This is a genomic window from Actinomadura fulvescens, assembly GCF_039533225.1.
GTDB classification, from domain to species: Bacteria; Actinomycetota; Actinomycetes; order Streptosporangiales; family Streptosporangiaceae; genus Spirillospora; species Spirillospora fulvescens.
Map to the genome: position 1 here is coordinate 638,627 of NZ_BAAATD010000001.1, position 20,808 is coordinate 659,434.

16 protein-coding genes are annotated in these 20,808 nt (G+C 70.3%); 12 read left to right on the forward strand and 4 right to left on the reverse strand.

Annotated elements, in window-relative coordinates; genetic code table 11:
• Complete coding sequence (locus ABD333_RS02955) at positions 1 to 960, reverse strand: metal ABC transporter substrate-binding protein (protein WP_344537403.1); 960 nt, start codon at positions 958 to 960, stop codon at positions 1 to 3.
• A gap of 42 nt (positions 961 to 1,002) precedes the next feature.
• Entirely contained in the window at positions 1,003 to 1,308 is a 306-nt protein-coding gene (locus tag ABD333_RS02960) for a DUF6703 family protein (protein ID WP_344537404.1), read from the reverse strand.
• A gap of 38 nt (positions 1,309 to 1,346) precedes the next feature.
• Between ABD333_RS02960 and ABD333_RS02965 the strand changes: the two genes are divergently transcribed.
• The 3 genes from ABD333_RS02965 (at position 1,347) to ABD333_RS02975 (ending at position 4,653) form a co-directional block, all read left to right on the forward strand.
• Entirely contained in the window at positions 1,347 to 1,658 is a 312-nt protein-coding gene (locus ABD333_RS02965; protein ID WP_344537405.1) for an antibiotic biosynthesis monooxygenase family protein, read from the forward strand.
• 77 nt (positions 1,659 to 1,735) lie between these two features.
• Positions 1,736 to 3,031, forward strand: coding sequence for a DUF1906 domain-containing protein (locus tag ABD333_RS02970; protein ID WP_344537407.1), 1,296 nt, complete (start codon positions 1,736 to 1,738; stop codon positions 3,029 to 3,031).
• A 233-nt stretch (positions 3,032 to 3,264) separates the two neighbouring features.
• Positions 3,265 to 4,653, forward strand: coding sequence for a glycine--tRNA ligase (locus ABD333_RS02975; protein WP_344537409.1), 1,389 nt, complete (start codon positions 3,265 to 3,267; stop codon positions 4,651 to 4,653).
• A gap of 84 nt (positions 4,654 to 4,737) precedes the next feature.
• Here the strand turns inward: ABD333_RS02975 and ABD333_RS02980 are convergent, their stop codons facing one another.
• On the reverse strand, positions 4,738 to 5,421 hold the full coding sequence (locus ABD333_RS02980; RefSeq protein WP_344537411.1) for a hypothetical protein: 684 nt from the start codon (positions 5,419 to 5,421) through the stop codon (positions 4,738 to 4,740).
• A 223-nt stretch (positions 5,422 to 5,644) separates the two neighbouring features.
• Between ABD333_RS02980 and ABD333_RS02985 the strand changes: the two genes are divergently transcribed.
• The 4 genes from ABD333_RS02985 to ABD333_RS03000 all read left to right on the forward strand — a co-directional run bounded on the left by ABD333_RS02985 (position 5,645) and on the right by ABD333_RS03000 (position 11,114).
• On the forward strand, positions 5,645 to 6,067 hold the full coding sequence (locus tag ABD333_RS02985) for a hypothetical protein (RefSeq protein WP_344537413.1): 423 nt from the start codon (positions 5,645 to 5,647) through the stop codon (positions 6,065 to 6,067).
• A gap of 41 nt (positions 6,068 to 6,108) precedes the next feature.
• On the forward strand, positions 6,109 to 8,379 hold the full coding sequence (gene secD / locus ABD333_RS02990; protein ID WP_344537415.1) for a protein translocase subunit SecD: 2,271 nt from the start codon (positions 6,109 to 6,111) through the stop codon (positions 8,377 to 8,379).
• A gap of 104 nt (positions 8,380 to 8,483) precedes the next feature.
• Entirely contained in the window at positions 8,484 to 9,203 is a 720-nt protein-coding gene (locus ABD333_RS02995) for a C39 family peptidase (RefSeq protein ID WP_344537416.1), read from the forward strand.
• 219 nt (positions 9,204 to 9,422) lie between these two features.
• Positions 9,423 to 11,114 carry a bifunctional metallophosphatase/5'-nucleotidase gene (locus ABD333_RS03000; RefSeq protein ID WP_344538821.1) on the forward strand — a complete coding sequence of 564 codons (1,692 nt, stop codon included), beginning with the start codon at positions 9,423 to 9,425 and terminating at the stop codon, positions 11,112 to 11,114.
• Positions 11,115 to 11,153: 39 nt separating this feature from the next.
• On the opposite strand, the gene ABD333_RS03005 is transcribed toward ABD333_RS03000, so the two are convergent.
• On the reverse strand, positions 11,154 to 13,031 hold the full coding sequence (locus tag ABD333_RS03005; RefSeq protein ID WP_344538823.1) for a glycoside hydrolase family 15 protein: 1,878 nt from the start codon (positions 13,029 to 13,031) through the stop codon (positions 11,154 to 11,156).
• Between the two features lie 329 nt (positions 13,032 to 13,360).
• Between ABD333_RS03005 and ppdK the strand changes: the two genes are divergently transcribed.
• The 5 genes from ppdK to ABD333_RS03030 all read left to right on the forward strand — a co-directional run bounded on the left by ppdK (position 13,361) and on the right by ABD333_RS03030 (position 20,784).
• Positions 13,361 to 16,027, forward strand: coding sequence for a pyruvate, phosphate dikinase (gene ppdK / locus ABD333_RS03010; RefSeq protein ID WP_344537418.1), 2,667 nt, complete (start codon positions 13,361 to 13,363; stop codon positions 16,025 to 16,027).
• A gap of 139 nt (positions 16,028 to 16,166) precedes the next feature.
• Positions 16,167 to 16,925 carry a YdcF family protein gene (locus ABD333_RS03015; protein ID WP_344537419.1) on the forward strand — a complete coding sequence of 253 codons (759 nt, stop codon included), beginning with the start codon at positions 16,167 to 16,169 and terminating at the stop codon, positions 16,923 to 16,925.
• Between the two features lie 40 nt (positions 16,926 to 16,965).
• Positions 16,966 to 18,222: a deoxyguanosinetriphosphate triphosphohydrolase gene (locus ABD333_RS03020; RefSeq protein WP_344537421.1), complete on the forward strand. Its 1,257-nt coding sequence runs from the start codon at positions 16,966 to 16,968 to the stop codon at positions 18,220 to 18,222.
• A 113-nt stretch (positions 18,223 to 18,335) separates the two neighbouring features.
• A complete protein-coding gene (locus ABD333_RS03025; protein WP_344537422.1) occupies positions 18,336 to 19,559 on the forward strand; it encodes an NAD(P)/FAD-dependent oxidoreductase in 1,224 nt (407 codons plus the stop codon).
• Between the two features lie 40 nt (positions 19,560 to 19,599).
• Entirely contained in the window at positions 19,600 to 20,784 is a 1,185-nt protein-coding gene (locus ABD333_RS03030) for an MFS transporter (protein ID WP_344537424.1), read from the forward strand.
• Positions 20,785 to 20,808 lie beyond the last annotated feature (24 nt).

Genomic DNA, 20,808 nt, shown 5'->3' on the forward strand with positions numbered 1-20,808 from the left:
TCATGCGGGTGCCAATGCGGTGCGGAGGGTCTCGAGGTTCTTCTTCATGATCGATATGTAGTCGTCCGAGGAGCCCTTCGCGATGCCCTCGACCGGGTCGAGCACGGCCGTGTGCACCTTGGCCTCGCGGGCGAGGCTCTCGGCGACCTTCGGGCTCACCAGCGTCTCGGTGAAGATCGTCGTGGCGCCGGTCTCGCGGACCTCGTGCGTCAGCTCGGCGATGCGCTTGGGCGACGGCTCGCTCGTCGGGTCGACGCCGGCGATCGAGACCTGCTTGAGGCCGTACCGGTCGGCCAGGTAGGCGAACGCGGCGTGCGCGGTCACGATCGTCTTGCCCTTGGCGGGCTTGAGGCCCGCGCTGAAGCTCTGGTCGAGCGCCGTGAGCTTGCCGGCGAGCGCCTTGGCGTTGGCCTTGTAGTCGGCGGCGTGGCCGGAGTCGGCGGCGGCGAGCCGGTCGCCCAGGGCGGTGGCGATCGTCGCCATGCGGCTCGGGTCGAGCCACACGTGCGGGTCGTAGGTGAGCTCCGCGCCCTCGTGCTCGTGCCCCTCGGCCTCGTGCTCGTGCTCGTCCTCGGCGACGGGGAGCGTCTTGACCACGCTGGCGGCGTCCAGGGACTTGTCCTTGGCGTGCTTGGCGACGGCCTCGTCCATGGCGGGCTGGACGCCCTTCACGTACACGGCGAAGTCGGCGTTCCGCACGTCGGCGATCTGCCGCGCCGTCAGTTCCAGGTCGTGCGGCTCGGCGCCCGGCTTGGTGAGCGTGTCGACCGACACGTGGGCACCGCCGACCTCCCCGGCCAGCCAGGCCATGGGGTAGAACGACGCGACGATCTTGGTCTTGCCGGAGCCGCCGTCCGAGCCGTCGGCGCCGGCGCCGCCGCAGGCGGTGAGGCCGAGCAGCGTGGCGGCGGCGAGGACCGGCAGCGCGAGGGTTCTGAGGAGCTTCGGGGAGGTGAACACACCTCAAGTGTGTACGAAGATGAAAACGGTTGTCAAAACCGGCTAGAACCCGCCTACCACGTGTGCTACCGCGAAGGCCGCCAAAAGCCCCATCGCGACCACCCGCAGGACCCGTCCGGAGGGGTCCAACGCGGGCCAGTTGAGGTAGGCGAACCAGGTCAGGAACACCAGCAGGACGAGCAGTCCCGCCGCGCCGACCCAGCCGTTCCCCCACATGCCGACCACCAGCAGCGCGAAGACCGCGACGAGCAGCACCCAGCGCGGGAGTGTGTGCAGGAACACCACCGGCTTGGCGCTCAACCGCTCCACGGCGCCGCGCATTCCCGGGGTTTCGCTCTCAGTGTCCACGGGGCCAAACGTAGCCTCTCGGCTGGAAGGATGGGCCGATGATCGCTATCACCCGGTACCGCGTGCCGAGCCAGGAGGCCGACGGCTTCGCCGCGCAGATGACCTCCGTGCTCGACGCCCTCGCGGCGAGCCCGGGCTACCTGTCCGGACGGCTGGCGCGCACGGTCGACGACCCCGAGCTCTGGGCACTGGTCACCGAGTGGGACGGCGCCGGGTACTACCGGCGGGCGCTCGGCGCGTACGAGGTCCGCCTGGTCTTCATCCCCCTCGCCGCGATGGCCGTGGACGAACCGGGCGCCTACGAGGTCGTCAGTCAACGTACGGCAGGCTCCGGGAAAGAACCTATCTGAAGCCGTTTCGCTTCTCTCCCGGATGGTGATCAACGCCGCTGACGGGCAGGGCGCCCGGTGCATCGGGGGGAGAAGTGATGCGGCATGCGGCCGTACTCAGTGGACTGCTCGGGGTGGCGGGTGTCGCCTCCTTCGTCACCGGTCTCCAGCCGCCCACCGCGCGGCCCGAGGCCGTCCCGGCCGCCGCGCTGACCCAGGCCCGCACGGCCCAGTACCGCGGCGTGCGGCTCCCCGTACCGGACGGCTGGGACGTGCACCGGCTCGACCTGGACCCGGCGCGGTGCGTCCGGCACGACCGTCGTGCGATCTACCTCGGCCGGCCCGGCCCGCAGCCCGACTGCCCGGCGCGGCTGTTCGGCGGTGCGGAGACGTTGCACATCGAACCGCTCGGCGAAAGGTCCGGGGATGCCGCGTCCGCGCAGCGCCGCCGGACACCGGTCGTCCGGGCCGGAAAGCTGGCGCGCTTCACCGTCCGGGAGAACGTCGGCAACCGGGTGCGGATCGAACTGCCCGAGGTGGGCGCCGTGGTCACGGGCGTGTACGGCGGCGACCCGCTGGCGTTGCAGTCCGTCATCCGGTCGATCCGGCTGGCCGGGAAATGGGTCGCCGAGCCGCCTCCGCGCACGCGCGGCGGCGGCATCGCGCGGGACGAATCCACGGCCGCGACGTTGAACTCGGAGGACAGCGAGTGGACGAAGGGGAAGGGCTTCGACACCTGTACGGCGCCGTCCCTGCGGGCCATGGCGGCCTGGCGCCGCGCGTACCGCATCGCCAACATCTACATCGGCGGCGCGTCGCGCGGCTGTGCGCAACCCAACCTCACCAGGTCCTGGGTACGCGCCGTCCGCCGCATGGGTTACCGGCTGATCCCGACGTACGTCGGGAAGCAGGCGCCCTGCAACATGGACGCCTTCCGAGTGCACTTCAAGGCCGAGGCCGCCGCCCGGGAGGGCCGCCGGGCCGCCGCAGACGCCATCGCGAAGGCGAGGGCGCTCGGCATACCGCCCGACAGGCCGATCTACTTCGACATGGAGTCCTATCCCAGCGGCAAGACCAGATGCCGCCGGGCCGTGCTGACGTTCCTGGACAACTGGTCGCGTTCCCTGGAAGCCCAGAACTACGTGTCCGGCGTCTACAGCAGCGCCTCGTCGGGCGTACGCGACCTCGGGCGGGCCAAAGGAATCACCAAGCCGCAGGCGATCTGGTTCGCGCAGTGGGACAACAAGGCCAAGGCCTACGGCGGCCCGTACCTCCGCAACCGCTGGTGGCACCCGCACCGCCGGATCAAGCAGTATCGCGGCGGCCACAGGGAGAAGCACGGCGGGGTAGCGCTGTCCGTAGACAACAACTACGTGGACGGCCGCGTCTACTGAATCGAGTCGTCACTTTGCGTACTCGCACGTATCCGTGGGGTTGACGTTCGGGTGGCGGTGCCGGTGCCCTAGACTCGGAAACGCTCTTGGAACGCCGGACACGCCGTCGCGGACCGGCCCTTTCGAGGGCGTCACAGCACCGGGGATCACATCTCGCCTTCCACCGCGCCGCCGGGGCGGCGCGCGGGGCGTACGAACAATCCCGCCGACCGCCAGCCGGATGGAGAACGCTCATGGCACGCCGTTCCGACGTGATGGACACGATCGTCAACCTCGCCAAGCGCAGGGGTCTGGTCTACCCGTCGAGCGAGATCTACGGCGGCCTGCGCGCTTCCTGGGACTACGGGCCGCTCGGCGTCGAACTCAAGAACAACGTCAAGCGCCAGTGGTGGAAGTCGATGGTGCAGGGCCGCGACGACGTCGTCGGCCTCGACTCCTGCGTCATCCTCGCCCGGGAGGTCTGGGAGGCCAGCGGGCACGTCCAGGCGTTCGTCGACCCGCTGACCGAGTGCCAGTCGTGCCACAAGCGGTTCCGCGCCGACCACCTCGAAGAGGCCTACGAGGAGAAGCACGGCAGGCCGCCCGCCAACGGGCTGGCCGACATCTCCTGCCCCAACTGCGGCGTGAAGGGCTCGTTCACCGAGCCGCGGATGTTCAACGGCCTGCTCAAGACCTACCTCGGCCCCGTCGAGGACGAGTCCGGCCTGGCCTACCTGCGGCCCGAGACGGCGCAGGGCATCTTCATCAACTACAAGAACGTCGAGCAGTCGGCCCGCCGCAAGGTCCCGTTCGGCATCGGCCAGATCGGCAAGTCGTTCCGCAACGAGATCACGCCCGGCAACTTCATCTTCCGGACGCGCGAGTTCGAGCAGATGGAGATGGAGTTCTTCGTCAAGCCCGGCACCGACGAGGAGTGGCACCAGTACTGGATCGACGAGCGCCTGCAGTGGTACGTCGACCTGGGCATCAACAAGGAGAACCTGCGCCTCTACGAGCACCCCAAGGACAAGCTCTCGCACTACTCCAAGCGCACCGTGGACGTGGAGTACCGCTTCGACTTCGTCGGCAGCGAGTGGGGTGAGCTGGAGGGCATCGCCAACCGCACCGACTACGACCTGGCGACGCACTCCAAGGCCTCCGGGGCCGACCTGTCGTACTTCGACCAGGAGGCCGGCGACCGCTTCGTCCCGTACGTGATCGAGCCGGCGGCCGGGGTCGACCGCTGCACGCTGACGTTCATGATGGACGCCTACGCCGAGGACGAGGCCCCGAACGCCAAGGGCAAGCTCGAAAAGCGCACGGTCATGCGGCTCGACCGGCGGCTGGCCCCCGTCAAGGTCGCGGTGCTGCCGCTGTCGCGCAACGCCGACCTGTCGCCGAAGGCCCGCGACCTCGCCGCGCAGCTGCGCAAGAACTGGAACGTCGACTTCGACGACGCGGGCGCCATCGGCCGCCGCTACCGCCGCCAGGACGAGATCGGCACGCCGTTCTGCGTCACCGTCGACTTCGACACCCTCGACGACGACGCGGTGACCGTGCGCGAGCGCGACACCATGAGCCAGGAGCGCATCGCGATCGGCCAGGTCGAGTCGTTCCTCGCCGCCCAGCTGATCGGTTGCTGATACCGCTGGGCCCGCACACCAGGTGAACGGCCGCGTGGTCACCGGCAAGGTGATCACGCGGCCGTTGTCAGGTGGGAGCGAGGATCACGGGTTGGTGCCGGTCACGTACAGGGATTGGGTGAAGCTGCCGGAGCCGGGAGCGGACTCGCCTAGGAGCTGGTAGGTGGCGTTGACGGTCGCCGTGGACGGGCAGAGGAAGCTGCCGCCCGACTGCCGGTTGACGGTGGCGTTCGAGACGCCGACCTGCGCCTGGGAGTTGGACGTCACCGGGCGGGCGGGATTGTCGCCGTTGAAGCCGTTGGCGGTCAGGTTGCCACCGAAGTAGCAGGTGATCCCGCCGAAGATGTCCACCACGGCCCTGATCTTGAAGTTGGCGATGGTGACGCCGGCGTCCCGGCCGCCGGTGTGGGCGGGATCCCACGTGACGCTGCCGCCGGTCCAGGGCGTGTTCTGCGCGGTGATCGTGGCGCTGGCGGTGCCGGTGCAGGGCCCGCCGTTGGTGTTGAACGTGGCGGACGAGATGCTGAGGGCGGAGCCGTTGGACTGGATCGAGCCGTTCATCACCGACTGGTTGCACGTCCCGTTGCCGATGGACGTCGAGACGCTGGCGTTGCCGAGCAGGGTTGCCCGGACGTTGCCGGCGTAGGGGTCGGCCGTGGCCGAGCCCTTGCGGACGGTCGTGGTGACGGCGGAGGCGGGCGGGGCGGCCACGGCGACGAGCGCGAGGGCCGCGACGCCGATCGTGGCGGTCTGTCTGATGCGTGCCACCGGAAACTCCTTTGTCCGGTTCGGGGGTGGGCATCGTGAAAGTAATTCGTCTTTTACCGGGTCTGCAATGCCTTGTTGAGACCTTGGTCTGGCCGGATTGAGACACCGTGGCGTTTTCCGAGGTGGCGGCGCCCTGTCCGGCTCCGGCGAAAAGGATCAGTGTGGCCGGGCCGTCCGGTAGCGTGGCGGGATCGGACGGCCGGCAGGGACGGGGAGGACGCGCGTGAGCGACGCTCAGCGATCCGTTCCGCCTGCCTGCGAAGATCGCGGGCGGGTCGCCCGGCTGCTCCTCATCGTGCTCGGCGTCCTCGGCTTCGTGGTCCTGCCGGGGGCGGCACCGGTGTCCGGCGGCGCCGCCGTCGGGGTACGCGCCGGCACCGCCGCCCAGCCGGGCCAAGCCGATCTCGGGAGCCGGGGCAAGAGCTCCAAGCCCTGTCCCGTCCGTTCCGACACGGCGGCCATCTCGGCCTCGGCGCGGCAGATCACCGCCGCGCCCGCCCCGGCGCCCGTCGCGGCGGTCCTGCCGCCCGGCGTCGACGTGCGGCCGTCCAGTGTCCTCGCCGGACGTCCGGCCGAGCGGTCCGACTCCGCCGAGTGCGGCCCGCGCGGCCTGCCACGCGGGCGCGCGCCGCCGCTCGCCACGTGATCTGACGACCCTCACCTCAGACCTCGTGGAAGGCCTTTCCTTTGACTCGCGCCAACGTGGTGCGGGCGATCCTGGCGTTCGCCGTGCTCGCCGCATCGCTGTACTTCGCCCTGTCCAAACCAGCCCGCCTCGGCCTCGACCTGCGCGGCGGTACCCAGATCGTGCTTGAAACCCAGGACTCTCCGGGCGCCAAGGCGACCCGGGAGAACACCGACCGTGCCAAGGAGGTGCTGCACCGCCGCGTCGACGCGCTCGGCGTGGCCGAATCGTCGATCACCCGGTCCGGTGAACGGCGGATCATCGTCGAGTTGCCCGACGTCCAGGACCCCCGCCGGGCCGCCGATGTGATCGGCAAGACCGCCCAGCTCACCGCCCACCCCGTCCGCACCAATGACGGCAAGCCCGCGAAGGGCGAGCAGGTCATCGCCGACGAGCAGGGCCAGCCGATCCTGATCGGCCCGGCCGCGCTGACCGGTGACGGCATCGGCTCGGCCGACGCCTCGTTCGACACCCAGAACGCCACCGGCTGGTACGTGACGATCGACTTCCGCGGTGGCGGCGGCAAGGCCTGGCAGCAGGTCACCGCCAAGGCCGCCTGCGCCGCCGGTGACGAGCGGCGCATCGCCATCATCCTGGACGGCAAGGTGATCTCCTCGCCGGGCGTCGTGCAGGACGTGCCCTGCAACGTCGGCATCGCCGGCGGCTCCACGCAGATCACCGGCGACTTCAGCGCGGACGAGGCCAAGGACCTGGCCGCCCTCGTCCAGGGCGGTTCGCTGCCCGTCCCCGTCAAGACCATCGAGCAGCGGGTGGTCGGCCCGACCCTCGGCGACGCCGCCATCGACGCCAGCGCCAAGGCCGCCGTCATCGGCGTGATGCTGACCGGCCTGTTCATCATCGCCGTCTACCGCCTCGTCGGGGCACTGGCGACCATCGCGCTGGCCTGTTACGCGCTGATCTCCTACGCCGCGCTCGTCGCGATGGGCGCCACCCTCACCCTGCCGGGACTGGCGGGCTTCGTCCTCGCGATCGGCATGGCGATCGACGCCAACGTCCTGGCGTTCGAACGAGCCCGCGAGGAATATCAGGAGACCCCCAAACGCGGCGTCCGCACCGCGCTGACCATCGGCTTCTCCAAGGCCTGGTCGGCCATCGCCGACTCCAACATCACCACCCTGCTGGCCGGTGGCCTGCTGTTCTTCCTGGCCTCCGGGCCGGTGAAGGGCTTCGGTGTGACCCTCACCATCGGTGTGCTCGGCTCGCTGATCTCGGCGATGCTGCTGAGCCGCGTCCTCACCGACGCCGCGCTCAGCCGCCGGTTCATCGCCAAGCGTCCCGGTCTCACCGGCCTCGGCTCCACCGGGCGGCTCCGTACCTGGCTGGACCGCCGCAACCCCGACCTGATGAAGCGCCGCAAGCTCTGGCTGGCGATCTCCGGGCTCGCCGTCGTCGTCGCCGCCACGGGGATCTTCTCCAAGGGGCTCAACTACGGCGTCGAGTTCACCGGCGGCCGGCTGGTCGAGTACTCCACGAGCAAGGCCCTCGACATCGACGACGCCCGTTCGGCCGTGGCGAGCGCGGGCTTCCCGCGCGCGGTCGTGCAGACTTCCGGCAAGGACGACATCTCCGTCCGCACGGAGAACCTCAGCAACGCCGAGGTCGTCAAGATCCAGGACGCCCTCGCCGAGAAGGGCGGCCAGACGACCAAGCAACGCGACGAGCTGATCGGGCCGAGCCTCGGCGAGGAACTGCGTCAGAAGGCCCTCATCGCCCTCGGCGTCGCGCTCCTCGTCCAGCTGGCCTATCTGGCCATCCGCTTCCGCTGGAGCTTCGGCGCCGGCGCCGTCCTCGCGATGTTCCACGACGTGATCATTGTGACGGGAGTGTTCGCCTGGCTCGGCAAACCCATCGACGGCGTCTTCCTCGCCGCGCTGCTCACCGTCATCGGCTACTCAGTCAACGACGCCGTCGTGGTCTTCGACCGCATCCGTGAGCTCTGGGGGGCCCAGCCCAAGACCCGCTTCTCCGAGGTCGCCAACCGCGGCGCGCTCCAGACCGTGCCCCGCACGGTCAACACCGGCATGGGCGCCGTCTTCATCTTGGCGGCCCTGGCGTTGCTCGGCGGCGACTCGCTGACCGACTTCGCCCTCGCCCTCCTGATCGGCATCGGTGTCGGCACGTACTCCAGTGTCTTCACCGCGACCCCGCTGGCCATCGAGTTCGAGCGCTTCGTCAAGGCCCCGGCCCCGCGCCCGAAGACGCTCAAGCGTCCGCCCGCCCGCCAGCCCGGCGAGTCCGGCGCCGTCGTCTGACCGCGCGACGAGTCGCGCCAAGCCCGCTCCGTGCTTGGCGCGACTCGGACCGCCTTTATCGGATCCATAACGGCTCGATAGGGCCCCCCGTTAGCTTCGGCGGCATGAAGAGATCAACGGCAACGACCATCATCGCCGCGCTCGCCGCCGCGCCCTTGGCGGTCCCACTGCCCGCCAATGCCGCCGCCCCGGCGCCCGCCGCGCCACCCGCCGCCGAGGCCACCGGCGGCACGGGCGGAAAGCCGCCGCCCAAGGAGCGAATCCTCAAGAACGTCACGTGGGAGCGGCAGAAGCACCTGTGGTACTGCGGTCCGGCGGCCGCGCGGATCGCCTTGACGACGTGGGTCCGGAAGCCGAAGAGCCAGGACAAGCTCGCCAAGGACATGGTCTCGGGGCCCCCGTGGAACCGCCAGACGCCCAACGTCCTGTTCGCGACCATTGCCATGAACAAGGCGCTGGCCGGCAGCGGCAAGGGCAGGCCTTATCGCAGCAGGTTCCTCCACGGTGGCCGCCCGTTCGACTACAGGCGGGCGAAGTTCTTGGCGGACATCAAGCGCACCGTCGGCACCCGGGGCCGAGCGATGGTCATCAACATCCGCTCGACGAAGTCACGCCAGATGATCCGCGCATATCCGAACCGCGATGTCTACCACTACGTGGTGGTGTACGGCTACTCCAGCAACAACCGCATCTACATCGCCGACCCGGCGTCCGGGCTCAAGGATTACAAGGGCGTCCCCAAGAAGTACTCGGTGACCATCTCCCACCTGACCCGGCTCCTGCACGCTGGCGACAAGAAGCACCCCTACCAGTACCTGGACTAGCGAGAAGGATGGAGCGCTTGAGGGCCCAGGGCTTGGCGTCACCGTCTGGTGGCACAGCCACGAGTGGCGACGATAGGGGACGCGGATCGCAAAACGGGCGGTGTTGTGATTTTGTGACCGTTCATCTGGTGATGATCTTGGGGATGCTGGGTGGTCATGTGGGGGTGATCATCTTCTGTCGCTCATGTGCTTCTAGCGACAGGATCCCCCTTGTTCGGAATGTTCGGGCGCGCGGCCGTGGCCGGTGCTCTTGTGGTGGGCGCCGCGGCGCCGGTGGCGGAGGCCGGTGTCGAGCCGGTGGACGTGCAGTTGTTGTCGATCACGGATTTCCACGGGTATCTCCAGCCGGGCAACGACCAGCTGCAGATGCCGGACGGCAGCAAGGTGGCGGTGGGCGGGGCGGCGTACAACGCGGCGCACCTGAAGCGGCTCCGGGAGGGGCGGCGCAACTCGATCCTGTCGGCGGCGGGCGACAGCTTCAGCGGCTGGCCTTTCGAGGTGGACGCGTTCTGGGACGAGCCCACGATCGAGGTGCTCAACAAGTTGGGCGTGCGGTTCTCCACGACGGGCAACCATGAGCTGGACGTGTCGGCGGGGTTCCTCAAGGACCATATGATGCGGGGGCGCTGCTTCGGCAAGGTCGATGTCGACAGCTGCTTCACCGACTCGACGGGACGGCGGTTCCGGGGGGCGAAGTTCCCCTTCTACAGTGCCAACATCGTGGACGCGCGGGGGCGGCTCATTCTGAAGCCGTACAACGTGGAGTGGGTCAGGGGGCCGCGCGGGAGGATTCCGGTCGGGTTCATCAACCTGACGGTGCCGGACACGCCCGTGGGGTCGACGTCCTACCAGCCGGGGCTGCGGTCGTTGCCGATGGTGGAGACGGCCAACAGGTACGCCAAGGAGCTGCGGCGGCGCGGTGTGCGGGCGATCGTGGCGAACGTGCACGACGGGGGTTCGGCGGACGGGGCGGGCTTCAACGGGTGCAAGAACCCGTGGGGGCCGGTCATCGACTTCGCCAAGGCCGCGTCCCCGGAGATCGACGCGATCTTCACCGGGCACTGGCACGCGGGGTTCAACTGCCAGATCGCGGACCCGGCGGGCAAGGTGCGGCCGGTGATCGAGGGGCTCAACCACGGCAAGCTCATCAGCGAGATCGGCCTGAAGCTCGACCCGCGTACGGGCGAGGTGCTCAGGGACCGGACGACCTCGGTCAACCACCCGGTGACGCGGGACATCGCGCCGGATCCCGAGATGAAGCGGATCGTGGATTACTGGAAGGCGCGGGGTGACCGGCGCGCTGGTGAGGTGGTCGCGGAGCAGACGGGTGACTTCACGAGGGCCCTGAACGCGCACGGTGAGAGCACGATGGGCGACCTGGCGGCGGACGTGCAGTACTGGGAGGCCGCACGGAACGGCAAGGTCGACCTTTCGCTGCTGGCCATCAAGCCGGTCAAGGGCTCGGTGGCCGTGGCGCGGGACCTCCCCCAGGGGGACGGGCGGCTCACCTATGGGGAGGCCTGGCCCGCTTATGGGTACGGCAATCCCATTCTCACGGTGACCGTGACCGGCGAGCAGATCCACCAGGCGCTGGAGCAGCAGTGGCAGGGCGGCAAGTTCGCGCCGTTCGCGGTGTCGAAGAACGTGCGCTACCGGTACGACGCGAGCCGGCCCGAGGGCGACCGGGTGGACCCCGAGGACGTGCTGATCGGCGGGAAGCCCCTCGACACCGGGCGGCGTTATCGGCTGGCCGCGCTGGCCTACACGTTGATCGGAGCCGATGGGTATCCGGCGCTGGGCGGCTTCACCGATGCCCGGCGCAACGCGCTGCCCGACCATGAGGCGTTCATCGCCTATGTGAAGGCGCAGAAGAAGATCGCTCCGGCGCCGCTGGAGCGGGTGAACGGCTGAGCGGACGCCGTGGCCGGGGCGGACCCCGGCCACGGCGGTTCAGGCCAGCGGGGGCGGGTTCTGGTCGTCCTCGGCCTGGATCACCTGCATGACCGCGTTGATGAGCGCCAGGTGGGTGAACGCCTGCGGGAAGTTGCCCAGGTGCCGCCCGGTGTGCGGGTCGATCTCCTCCGCGTACAGCTGGAGCGGGCTGGCGTACGAGAGCAGCTTCTCGCAGAGCGCCTTGGCCCGTTCGAGCTCACCGATCATGACCAGGGAGCTCACCAGCCAGAACGAGCAGATGGTGAACGTGCCCTCCTCGGACTCGAAGCCGTCGTCGGTCTCGGTGGCCCGGTAGCGCAGCACCAGGTCGTCCTCCGACAGCTCGTCGGCGATGGCCAGGACCGTCTCGCGGACCCGCTTGTCGTCGGCGGGCAGGAAGCCGAGAAGGGGGATCAGCAGCGCCGAGGCGTCGAGGGCCGTGGCGCCGTAGTGGGCCGTGAAGACACCGCGTTCGTCCAGGGCGTTGGCGAGGACGTCGGCGTGGATCTCGTCGGCCGCCGCCTGCCAGCGCTGGGCCCGCTCGTTGTCGCCGCGGATGCGGGCCAGGCGGGCGCCGCGTTCGGCCGCCACCCAGCAGAACACCTTGGAGGACGTGAAGTGCTGCGGCTCGCCGCGCACCTCCCACATGCCGCAGTCGGGCTGCTGCCAGTTGTCGAGGGCGTCCTCCACCTGCTTGACGACGATCTTCCACAGCCGGTCGTCGAGGCGGTCGCGCTTGCGCACGAACAGGTAGATGGAGCCGATGATGGCGCCCCACACGTCGTGCTGGGCCTGCATGTAGGCCTCGTTGCCGATGCGGACCGGCTTGGCGTTGTCGTAGCCCGACAGGTGGTCGAGCGTCGACTCGGGAAGCTCCTCACGGCCGTCGAGCCCGTACATGATCTGGAGCTTGCCCTCGGCGGCCTCGGCCACGTCGGTGATGAAGTAGAAGAAGTCGTTGGCCTCCCAGTCGTACCCCAGCGTGTAGAACGCCCACAGGGCCATCGTGGAGTCGCGGATCCACGTGTAGCGGTAGTCCCAGTTGCGGTCGCCGCCAGGAGTCTCCGGCAGGGACGTCGTGGCCGCGGCGGCGACCGCGCCCGACGGGGCGAACGTCAGGCCCTTGAGGGTGAGGGCGCTGCGCTGCAGGTGGCTGCGCCACGGGTGGTCGGGGAATCGGCCCCGGTCGAGCCAGTGCTGCCAATGGTGAACGGTCCACACGAGACGTTCGTGGGCGTCCTCGTAGCTGTGCGGCGGCTCGTGCTCGCTCCAGGAGAGGGCGACGAAGCGGGCCTCTCCCTGCTTGAGGAGCGTGCGCGAGGTGGCGAGCGAGCCTTCGAAGCCCACGTTCATGTCGGTGGTGAGGCGCAGCGAGACGCCGTTTCCGCGGGCGACGGCCTCGTGGTAGCCGACACCGGTGTGCTCCCACCGGGCGGGCGCCCGGCCGTAGTCGAAGTTCGGCATGCAGTCGAGCCGGACCTGCACCTGCCCGTTCACGCACCGCACCATGCGCAGCAGCACGTGGTCGGCGTCATAGTCCGTGGGCGCGCGCCGGTGCGTGTGAGATCGCTCCGTCTCGTGGTGCCAGGGGCCCATCAGCAGGGCGTCGGTCACCACCAGCCAGCCGCCGTGGGTCCACCACGTGGTCTCCATCACCATCGTGCCGGGGATGTAGCGCTGGGCCGCGGGCACCTCCACCCCGGCCGGGCCGACGCGGAAGTACCCCGCGTCCCGGTCGAGGATCGATCCGAACACGCTGGGGGAGTCCATCCGCGGCAGGCACATCCACTCGATGTTCCCGCTCGGTGCCACCAGCGCGGTCGTCTCACAGTCGGACAGGAACCCGTAATCGGCTATGGGAGCGAACGGATCCCCCGCCCGGCCTCCGGCGACCATCGGCCTCACAACCTCACCTCCTTGATCCATCATTCCCTCTCCATCGCCATGGGTACGCCATGTGGCTGAGCGGTTTCCGACGTGACTTGTCTGGAATGTCCGCATTGGAATAGACCATTAAAGTGCTTTTGAGCTGCGAAAACGTGCCCCGGTGGCCGGGGCGACGAGCGAAGGGCCACTTCGCGGGTACAGTCCCCGCAAACAGGGCATAGGGCTTCCACGGCCAGGCGGATCGCGGCGCAGCGTTCTCCCGTCCGGGGAGACCCGGCCGTCCGGGGAGACCCGGGCGCCCTGTGCGTGGGTGGAATCGGAGCGTGAAGGAGCTCCTCGTGCCGAAGTTCGTCTATGACTTCACTGAGGGAAACAAGGACCTCAAGGATCTGCTGGGTGGCAAGGGCGCCAACCTGGCCGAGATGACCAATCTCGGCCTGCCAGTGCCGCCTGGGTTCACGATCACAACGGAGGCCTGCAGGTACTACCTCGAGCACGGGACCCTTCCCGAGGGCCTCGAGGCCGAGATCGACACCCATCTGACCGCGCTCGAGAACACGATGGGCAAGCGCCTCGGGCAGGCCGACGACCCGCTGCTGGTCAGCGTGCGCTCCGGGGCCAAGTTCAGCATGCCGGGCATGATGGAGACGGTCCTCAACATCGGCCTGAACGACGAGTCCGTCCACGGCCTCGCCGCCCAAGCGGGGGACGAGCGTTTCGCGTGGGACTCCTACCGGCGCCTGATCCAGATGTTCGGCAAGACCGTGCTGGACATCGAGGGCGACCTGTTCGAGGACGCGCTGGAGGCCGCCAAGGAGCGCAAGGGCACCAAGGACGACGTCGATCTCGACGCCGGCGACTTCCGGACGCTGGTCGGCACCTACAAGGACATCGTGCGCGAGCACGCCGGCCGCGAGTTCCCGACCGACCCGCGCGAGCAGATGAACCTGGCCACGATGGCCGTGTTCGAATCGTGGAACGCCGACCGCGCCATCCTCTACCGCCGCCAGGAGCGCATCCCGGTGGACCTCGGCACCGCGGTCAACATCTGCTCCATGGTGTTCGGCAACCTCGGCATGGACTCGGGCACCGGCGTCGCGTTCACCCGCGACCCCGCGTCCGGCCAGCAGGGCATCTACGGCGACTACCTGCAGAACGCGCAGGGCGAGGACGTCGTGGCCGGCATCCGCAACACCGTACCGCTGGTGGAGCTCGAAAAGATCGACAAGGCGTCGTACGACCAGCTGCTCGGCATCATGGAGACGCTGGAGAACCACTACCTCGACATGTGCGACATCGAGTTCACGATCGAGCGCGGCAAGCTCTGGATGCTCCAGACGCGAGTAGGCAAGCGGACCGCCGCCGCGGCGTTCCGCATCGCCTGCCAGCTGCTCGACCAGGGGCTCATCGACGCCGACGAGGCCGCGCGCCGCGTCACCGGCGACCAGCTCGCGCAGCTGATGTTCCCGCGCTTCGACGCCGCCAAGGCGCGCGCCGCCAAGAAGCTGACCAAGGGGATGAACGCCTCGCCCGGAGCCGCCGTGGGCAAGGTCGTCTTCACCTCCGAACGCGCCGTCGAGTTCGCCGCGCGCGGCGAGGACGTCATCCTCGTCCGCCGCGAGACCAACCCCGACGACCTGTCCGGCATGGTCGCCGCCCAGGGCGTGCTGACCTCGCGCGGCGGCAAGACCTCGCACGCGGCCGTCGTCGCCCGGGGCATGGGCAAGACCTGTGTCTGCGGCGCCGAGGAGCTCGACGTGGACGTCAAGGCCCGCTCGTTCACCGCGCCGGGCGGCGTGACGGTCGGCGAGGGCGACGTCATCTCGATCGACGGCACCTCCGGCGAGGTCTTCCTCGGCGAGGTGCCGGTCGAGGACTCGCCCGTCGTGCGCTACTTCGAAGGCGAGCTGACGACTTCCGACGGCGGCGAGCTCGTCCAGTCCGTGCACCGGATCATGAAGCACGCGGACGAGCGGGCCCGGCTCAGTGTCCGGGCCAACGCCGACAACGCCGAGGACGCCGCGCGGGCCCGCCGGTTCGGCGCGCAGGGCATCGGCCTGTGCCGCACCGAGCACATGTTCCTCGGCGAGCGGCGCCTGCTGGTCGAGAAGCTGATCCTCGCGGAGACGCCGGACGAACGGCAGTCGGCGCTCGACGCTCTCGAACCCCTGCAGAAGCAGGACTTCGAGGACATCTTCACGGCGATGGACGGCCTGCCGGTCACGATCCGGCTCATCGACCCGCCGCTGCACGAATTCCTCCCTGACCTCACCGAGCTCTCGGTCAAGGTGGCCCTCGCCGGTGACAAGGCGGACCCCCAGGACCGAAGGCTGCTCGAAGCCGTCCACCGGCTGCACGAGCAGAACCCTATGCTTGGACTCCGCGGCGTGCGGCTGGGTTTGGTGATTCCTGGCCTGTTCTCGATGCAGGTGAGGGCGATCGCCGAGGCGGCGGCCGAACGCATCGGGGCCGGCGGCGACCCGCGGCCCGAGATCATGATCCCACTCGTGGGCGCCGTCCAGGAACTGGAGGCCGTCCGCGAGGACGCGCTGCGGATCCTGGCCGAGGTCAAGGAGGCGTCGGGCGTCGACGTTCCCGCGCTGATCGGCACGATGATCGAGCTGCCCCGCGCGGCGCTGACGGCCGGGCAGATCGCCGAGGCGGCCGAGTTCTTCTCGTTCGGCACCAACGACCTCACCCAGACGACGTGGGGCTTCTCGCGCGACGACGTCGAGGCGGCCTTCTTCTCGCGCTACCTCGAACTCGGCATCTTCGGCGTCTCCCCGTTCGAGACGCTGGACCGCGACGGCGTCGGCCGCCTGGTGCGGATCGCCGCCGAGGAGGGCCGCAAGACCCGGCCGGGGCTGAAGCTCGGCATCTGCGGCGAGCACGGCGGCGACCCCGACTCGGTGCACTTCTGCCACGAGGTCGGGCTCGACTACGTGTCCTGCTCCCCGTTCCGCATCCCCGTCGCCCGTCTAGAAGCAGGACGAGCAGCGTTGTAGTTCCACGCGCGTGCCGGGCCGGGGACTCGGCTCGGGTCCGGCACGTGAAAGCCGGCGGACCGAGGTGAGGTACACGCCACGCCGGTGGTTGTGAACTTCAGGCAGGTGGCGGACCATCTAACCTAACGTGTCCGATGCGATGACGTTGGAAGTGGAGTTGCCCGAAACCGAGCGTTCGGAGGAGCCGGAGGACCGCTCTGACGAGCGTCCCGGCACCGGGCGGAAGCGCGGGCGCCGGCCCCGGCCGCGCTGGTTCGTCCTGACGATGAGCGTGGTCCTCGGTCTGGTCGCGATCGTGGTGCTCACGCCGCTCGCGGTGGGCTGGCGGGTCTGGTACCAGGCGCGCCAGGACGAACGCCCCACGTCGGACGCGATCATCGTGCTGGGCGCCGCCCAGTACAACGGCGTGCCGTCCCCGACGCTGAAGTGGCGGCTGCAGCACGCCCTGGACCTCTACCGGGCCGGGGTCGCGCCGCGCATCGTCACCGTCGGGGGCAAGCAGCCGGGAGACAACTTCACCGAGGCCGCGTCCGGCCGCCGCTGGCTGGTCGACAAGGGCGGGATGCCCGCCGACCGCGTGATCGCGGTGCCCGTGGGCCGGGACACGCTGGAGAGCATGAAGGCGGTCGGCCGGGAGTTCAGGAGGCTCGGCCTGGACTCCGGCGTGATCGTCACCGACCCGTGGCACGGCCTGCGCTCCAAGCGGATGGCCGAGGACAACGGCATCGAGGCGGCGGCCTCGCCGACGCGCAGCGGCCCCAGCGTGCAGACGCGTGACACGCAGCTCCAGTACATCGTCCGCGAGGCCGGCGGCTACCTGTCCTACGTCCTGCTCGGCAAGAGCTGGAAGCCGCCGAGCGAGACCATCAAGGGCAGTACGCCGCCCGATCCTTCGTGATCCCCCCGGGATGCCGCGCGGCTTGCATACCCTGGTGACGATGAACGCGTATTCAGCCCATGACCGGGAACGATGGGCTCCGGAGCCGGCCAAGCGGCGTGACCGCACGGCGTTCGAGCGCGACCGCGCGCGTGTGCTGCACAGCGCCGCCCTGCGGCGGCTGGCGGCCAAGACGCAGGTGGCCTCGCCCGGCTCGGACGCGGCGGCCGACAACGTGCAGAGCCTGCGGACACGGCTCACGCACTCGCTGGAGTGCGCCCAGGTCGGGCGCGAGCTGGGCAAGTCGTTCGGCTGCGATCCCGACCTGGTCGAGGCCGCCTGCCTGTCGCACGACATCGGGCACCCGCCGTTCGGCCACAACGGCGAGACCGCCCTGGACGTGGTCGCGCGCGACTGCGGCGGCTTCGAGGGCAACGCGCAGAGCCTGCGCGTCCTGACCCGGCTGGAGCCGAAGTCGTTCGCCCAGGACGGACCGCCCCTCCACGGCCGCAGCGTCGGGCTCAACCTGACCCGCGCCGCGCTCGACGCCTCCATGAAGTACCCCTGGCCGCAGTCCGAGGCCGTGAACGGCAAGTTCGGGGTGTACGAGGACGACGCCGACGTGGCCCGCTGGGTGCGCGAGGGCGTCGTCGAGCGGCAGACCTGCTTCGAGGCGCAGGTGATGGACTGGAGCGACGACGTCGCCTACTCCGTGCACGACCTGGAGGACGCGCTCGTCGCCGGGCACATCGACTTCGTGCGGCTGGCCGACCCCGCCGAGCGGCGCCTGGTCGCCGCCACGGCGATCAAGCTCTACTGCGACGACGCCGACCTGGCCGAGCTGGAGGAACGGTTCGCCGAGCTGCTGGCCGAGCCGTACTGGCCGGACCGCTACGACGGCACGCCGCGTTCGCTGGCCGCCCTCAAGAACCTCACCAGCACTCTGATCGGCCGGTTCTGCCTGGCCGCCGAGGACGCCACCCGGGCGCGCTACGGCGACCGGCCGCTGACCCGCTACGCCGCCGACCTGATCGTGCCGCGGGCCCAGCGCCTGGAGTGCGCGCTGCTCAAGGGCGTCACCGCGCACTACGTCTGGATCAGCCACGAGGAACGGCGGGCCCGGCAGCGCGACCTGCTCGTCGAGCTCGCCGAGCTGATCCGCGCCGGCGCGCCCGGCACGCTCGACCCCACCTTCCGCAGCGCCTATCTGGAGGCCGCCGACGACGCCGGGCGGCTGCGCGCGATCGTCGACCAGATCGCCTCGCTGACCGACGCCTCGGCGATCGCCCGGCACCGGCGCCTCACGGGCGCTCGCTGATCGGACCGGGCCGGCCCGCCGCCGATCGGTCCGGAGTGTGCCCCCTTGTCTCCTTGGGAAGGCCGCTGTAGGGATAGCAAGAACGACGCGGTGCCCAGCGACTGGAGGTCGCCATGCCCGAGGAGACGTTCGTCATCGTCGGCGCGAGCCTGGCCGGAGCCAAAGCGGCGGAGACCCTGCGGGAGGAGGGGTTCGGGGGACGGGTCGTGCTCATGGGGGAGGAGATCGAACGTCCCTACGAACGCCCGCCCCTGTCCAAGGGCTTCCTGCTGGGGCAGGAGCCGCGGGACAAGGCGCACGTCCATCCGGCCGACTGGTACGACAAGCACGACGTGGAGCTGCGGCTCGGCACGACCGTCGCCCGCATCGACCGTTCCGCGAAACAGGTGTGGCCCACGGGCGGGGAGCCGATCGCCTACGACCGCCTGCTGCTGGCCACCGGTGCGTCGCCGCGCCGGCTGGACGTTCCAGGTTCGAAGTTGCAGGGCATCCACTACCTGCGGTCGATGGCCGACGCGGCGAGGCTGCGGGAGGCCATCGCGCACGGCGGGCGCCGGGTCGTGGTGGCCGGGGCGGGCTGGATCGGCCTGGAGACGGCCGCTGCCGCCCGCACCTACCGCAACGACGTGACCGTCATCGAACCGGAGCCCACCCCGCTGCACCGGGTCGTCGGCCCCGAGGTCGGCGAGATCTTCGCCGGGCTGCACCGCGCGCACGGCGTCGACCTGCGCCTTGACCAGGGCGTCGCGGGCTTCTGGGGCGCCGGTCAGGTGTCGGCCGTGGTCACCTCGGGCGGCGCCGAGATCCCGGCGGACGTGGTGATCGTGGGCATCGGCGTGCGGCCCAACACGGCGCTGGCGGAGGCGGCGGGCCTGGAGGTGTCCGACGGCGTCCTCGTCGACGCGTCGATGCGCACGTCCGACCCCGACATCTTCGCGGCGGGCGACGTCGCGGCGGTCTCCCACCCGGCGCTCGGCAGGCGCGTGCGGGTGGAGCACTGGGCGAACGCCCTGGACGGAGGCCCGGCCGCCGCCCGCGCGATGCTGGGTCAGGACGTCTCGTTCGACAAGATCCCGTACTTCTTCAGCGACCAGTACGAGCTCGGCATGGAGATGGCCGGGCTGTCCGCGCCGGGGGAGTACGACGAGGTGGTCTTCCGCGGGGACCGCGACGAGCTGGAGTTCGTCGCGTTCTGGCTCTCCGGCGGCCGGGTCGTGGCGGGCATGAACGTCAACATCTGGGACGTCACCGACGACATCCAGGCGCTGATCCGCGCGGGCCGGCAGGTCGACCGGGACCGGCTCACCGACGCCAAGATCCCGCTGAGCGAGGTCTGAGGCCTGCCGCCCGGCGACGGGTCCGCCTACAGTCGGTCGGATGGCGATCCTGACGGCCGGTGACCGGCTGCGGCGGGCCCGGGTGGCGGTCACGGTCGTCTTCCTGGCGCACGGCATGATCGGGACGGCGTGGGTCGCGCGCATTCCGCAGATCAAGGAGGACCTGGGCCTGAGCGCGGGATCGCTCGGGGTGGCCCTGCTCGGCGCGCCGCTCGGGGTCGTGGCGGCGGTGCGGCTGGCGGGGCGGGTCGTCGGCCGCTGGGGGAGCCGGGCGACGACCGTGGCCGCCGGGGCGGTCTGCGCGCTGGCGCTCGCGCCGCTCGGCATCGCCTGGAACCTGGGGACGCTGATCGCGGCGCTGATGCTGCTCGGCGGCTCGCTCGGCATGATGGACGTGGCCATGAACGCGCAGGGCGTGGTGGTCGAACGGGGATACGGCCGCCCTCTCATGTCCGGTCTGCACGGTGCCTACAGCGTCGGAGGCCTCCTCGCGGCCCTCGTCGGGTCCGCTGCCGCGCACACGGGCGTGCCCGTACCGGTCCACCTGGCCCTGGCGGCGGTCATCCTGGCGGCCGTGGTGGCAGCGGCGGGGCGATACCTGCTGGATCCCTCGGCCGATCTGCCGCTCGACGCGGACGCCGACACCGCCGGCGAGGCGGGGAGCCCGGCGCGCGGCAGCCGATGGGTCCTGGCGTCGCTGGGGTTCATCGGGCTCTGCTCGTTCATGGGTGAGGGCGGGATGGCCGACTGGAGCGCGGTCTACCTGCGGGAGACCTTGGACACCGGCCCGGGTGTCGCGGGGCTCGGGTACGCGGGATTCGCGGTCGCCATGGCCGTGGGACGGATCGGGGGAGACCGGGTGGTGGCCCGTTTCGGGCCGGTCCGGGTGCTGCGGGCGGGCTCTGTGATCGCCTCGGCCGGTCTCGGGCTGGGGCTCCTGGCCGGGCATCCGGCGGCGGCGTTGGCCGGTTTCACCCTGTTCGGCCTCGGCGCGGCCTCGGTGGCGCCGGTCACGTTCAGCGCGGCGGGCAATCTGCCGGGCGTGCCCGCCGCCACGGGGATCTCGCAGGTGACGGCGGTCGGCTATCTGGGGCTGCTCGGGGGACCGCCGCTGATCGGCTTCGTGGCCCAGGCCGTGGGCCTCACATGGGCACTGGCCATCCCGGCACTGCTGATCGGAATGATCATGTTCCTCGCGCCCGCCACCGCGACGGCACGGCGCTGATCCCGGGCGGTGCTCCGGTCGCGC

Excerpts from the sequence above, each read along its gene's own strand:
- ABD333_RS02995 (WP_344537416.1), top strand. The coding sequence starts at position 8,484 with ATGAAGAGATCAACGGCAACGACCATCATCGCCGCGCTCGCCGCCGCG.
- ABD333_RS03005 (WP_344538823.1), bottom strand. The coding sequence starts at position 13,031 with ATGGTCGCCGGAGGCCGGGCGGGGGATCCGTTCGCTCCCATAGCCGAT.
- ABD333_RS03030 (WP_344537424.1), top strand. The coding sequence starts at position 19,600 with ATGGCGATCCTGACGGCCGGTGACCGGCTGCGGCGGGCCCGGGTGGCG.
- ABD333_RS02970 (WP_344537407.1), top strand. The coding sequence starts at position 1,736 with ATGCGGCATGCGGCCGTACTCAGTGGACTGCTCGGGGTGGCGGGTGTC.
- ABD333_RS03025 (WP_344537422.1), top strand. The coding sequence starts at position 18,336 with ATGCCCGAGGAGACGTTCGTCATCGTCGGCGCGAGCCTGGCCGGAGCC.
- ABD333_RS03015 (WP_344537419.1), top strand. The coding sequence starts at position 16,167 with ATGACGTTGGAAGTGGAGTTGCCCGAAACCGAGCGTTCGGAGGAGCCG.
- ABD333_RS02975 (WP_344537409.1), top strand. The coding sequence starts at position 3,265 with ATGGCACGCCGTTCCGACGTGATGGACACGATCGTCAACCTCGCCAAG.
- ABD333_RS02965 (WP_344537405.1), top strand. The coding sequence starts at position 1,347 with ATGATCGCTATCACCCGGTACCGCGTGCCGAGCCAGGAGGCCGACGGC.
- ABD333_RS03000 (WP_344538821.1), top strand. The coding sequence starts at position 9,423 with ATGTTCGGGCGCGCGGCCGTGGCCGGTGCTCTTGTGGTGGGCGCCGCG.
- ABD333_RS03020 (WP_344537421.1), top strand. The coding sequence starts at position 16,966 with ATGAACGCGTATTCAGCCCATGACCGGGAACGATGGGCTCCGGAGCCG.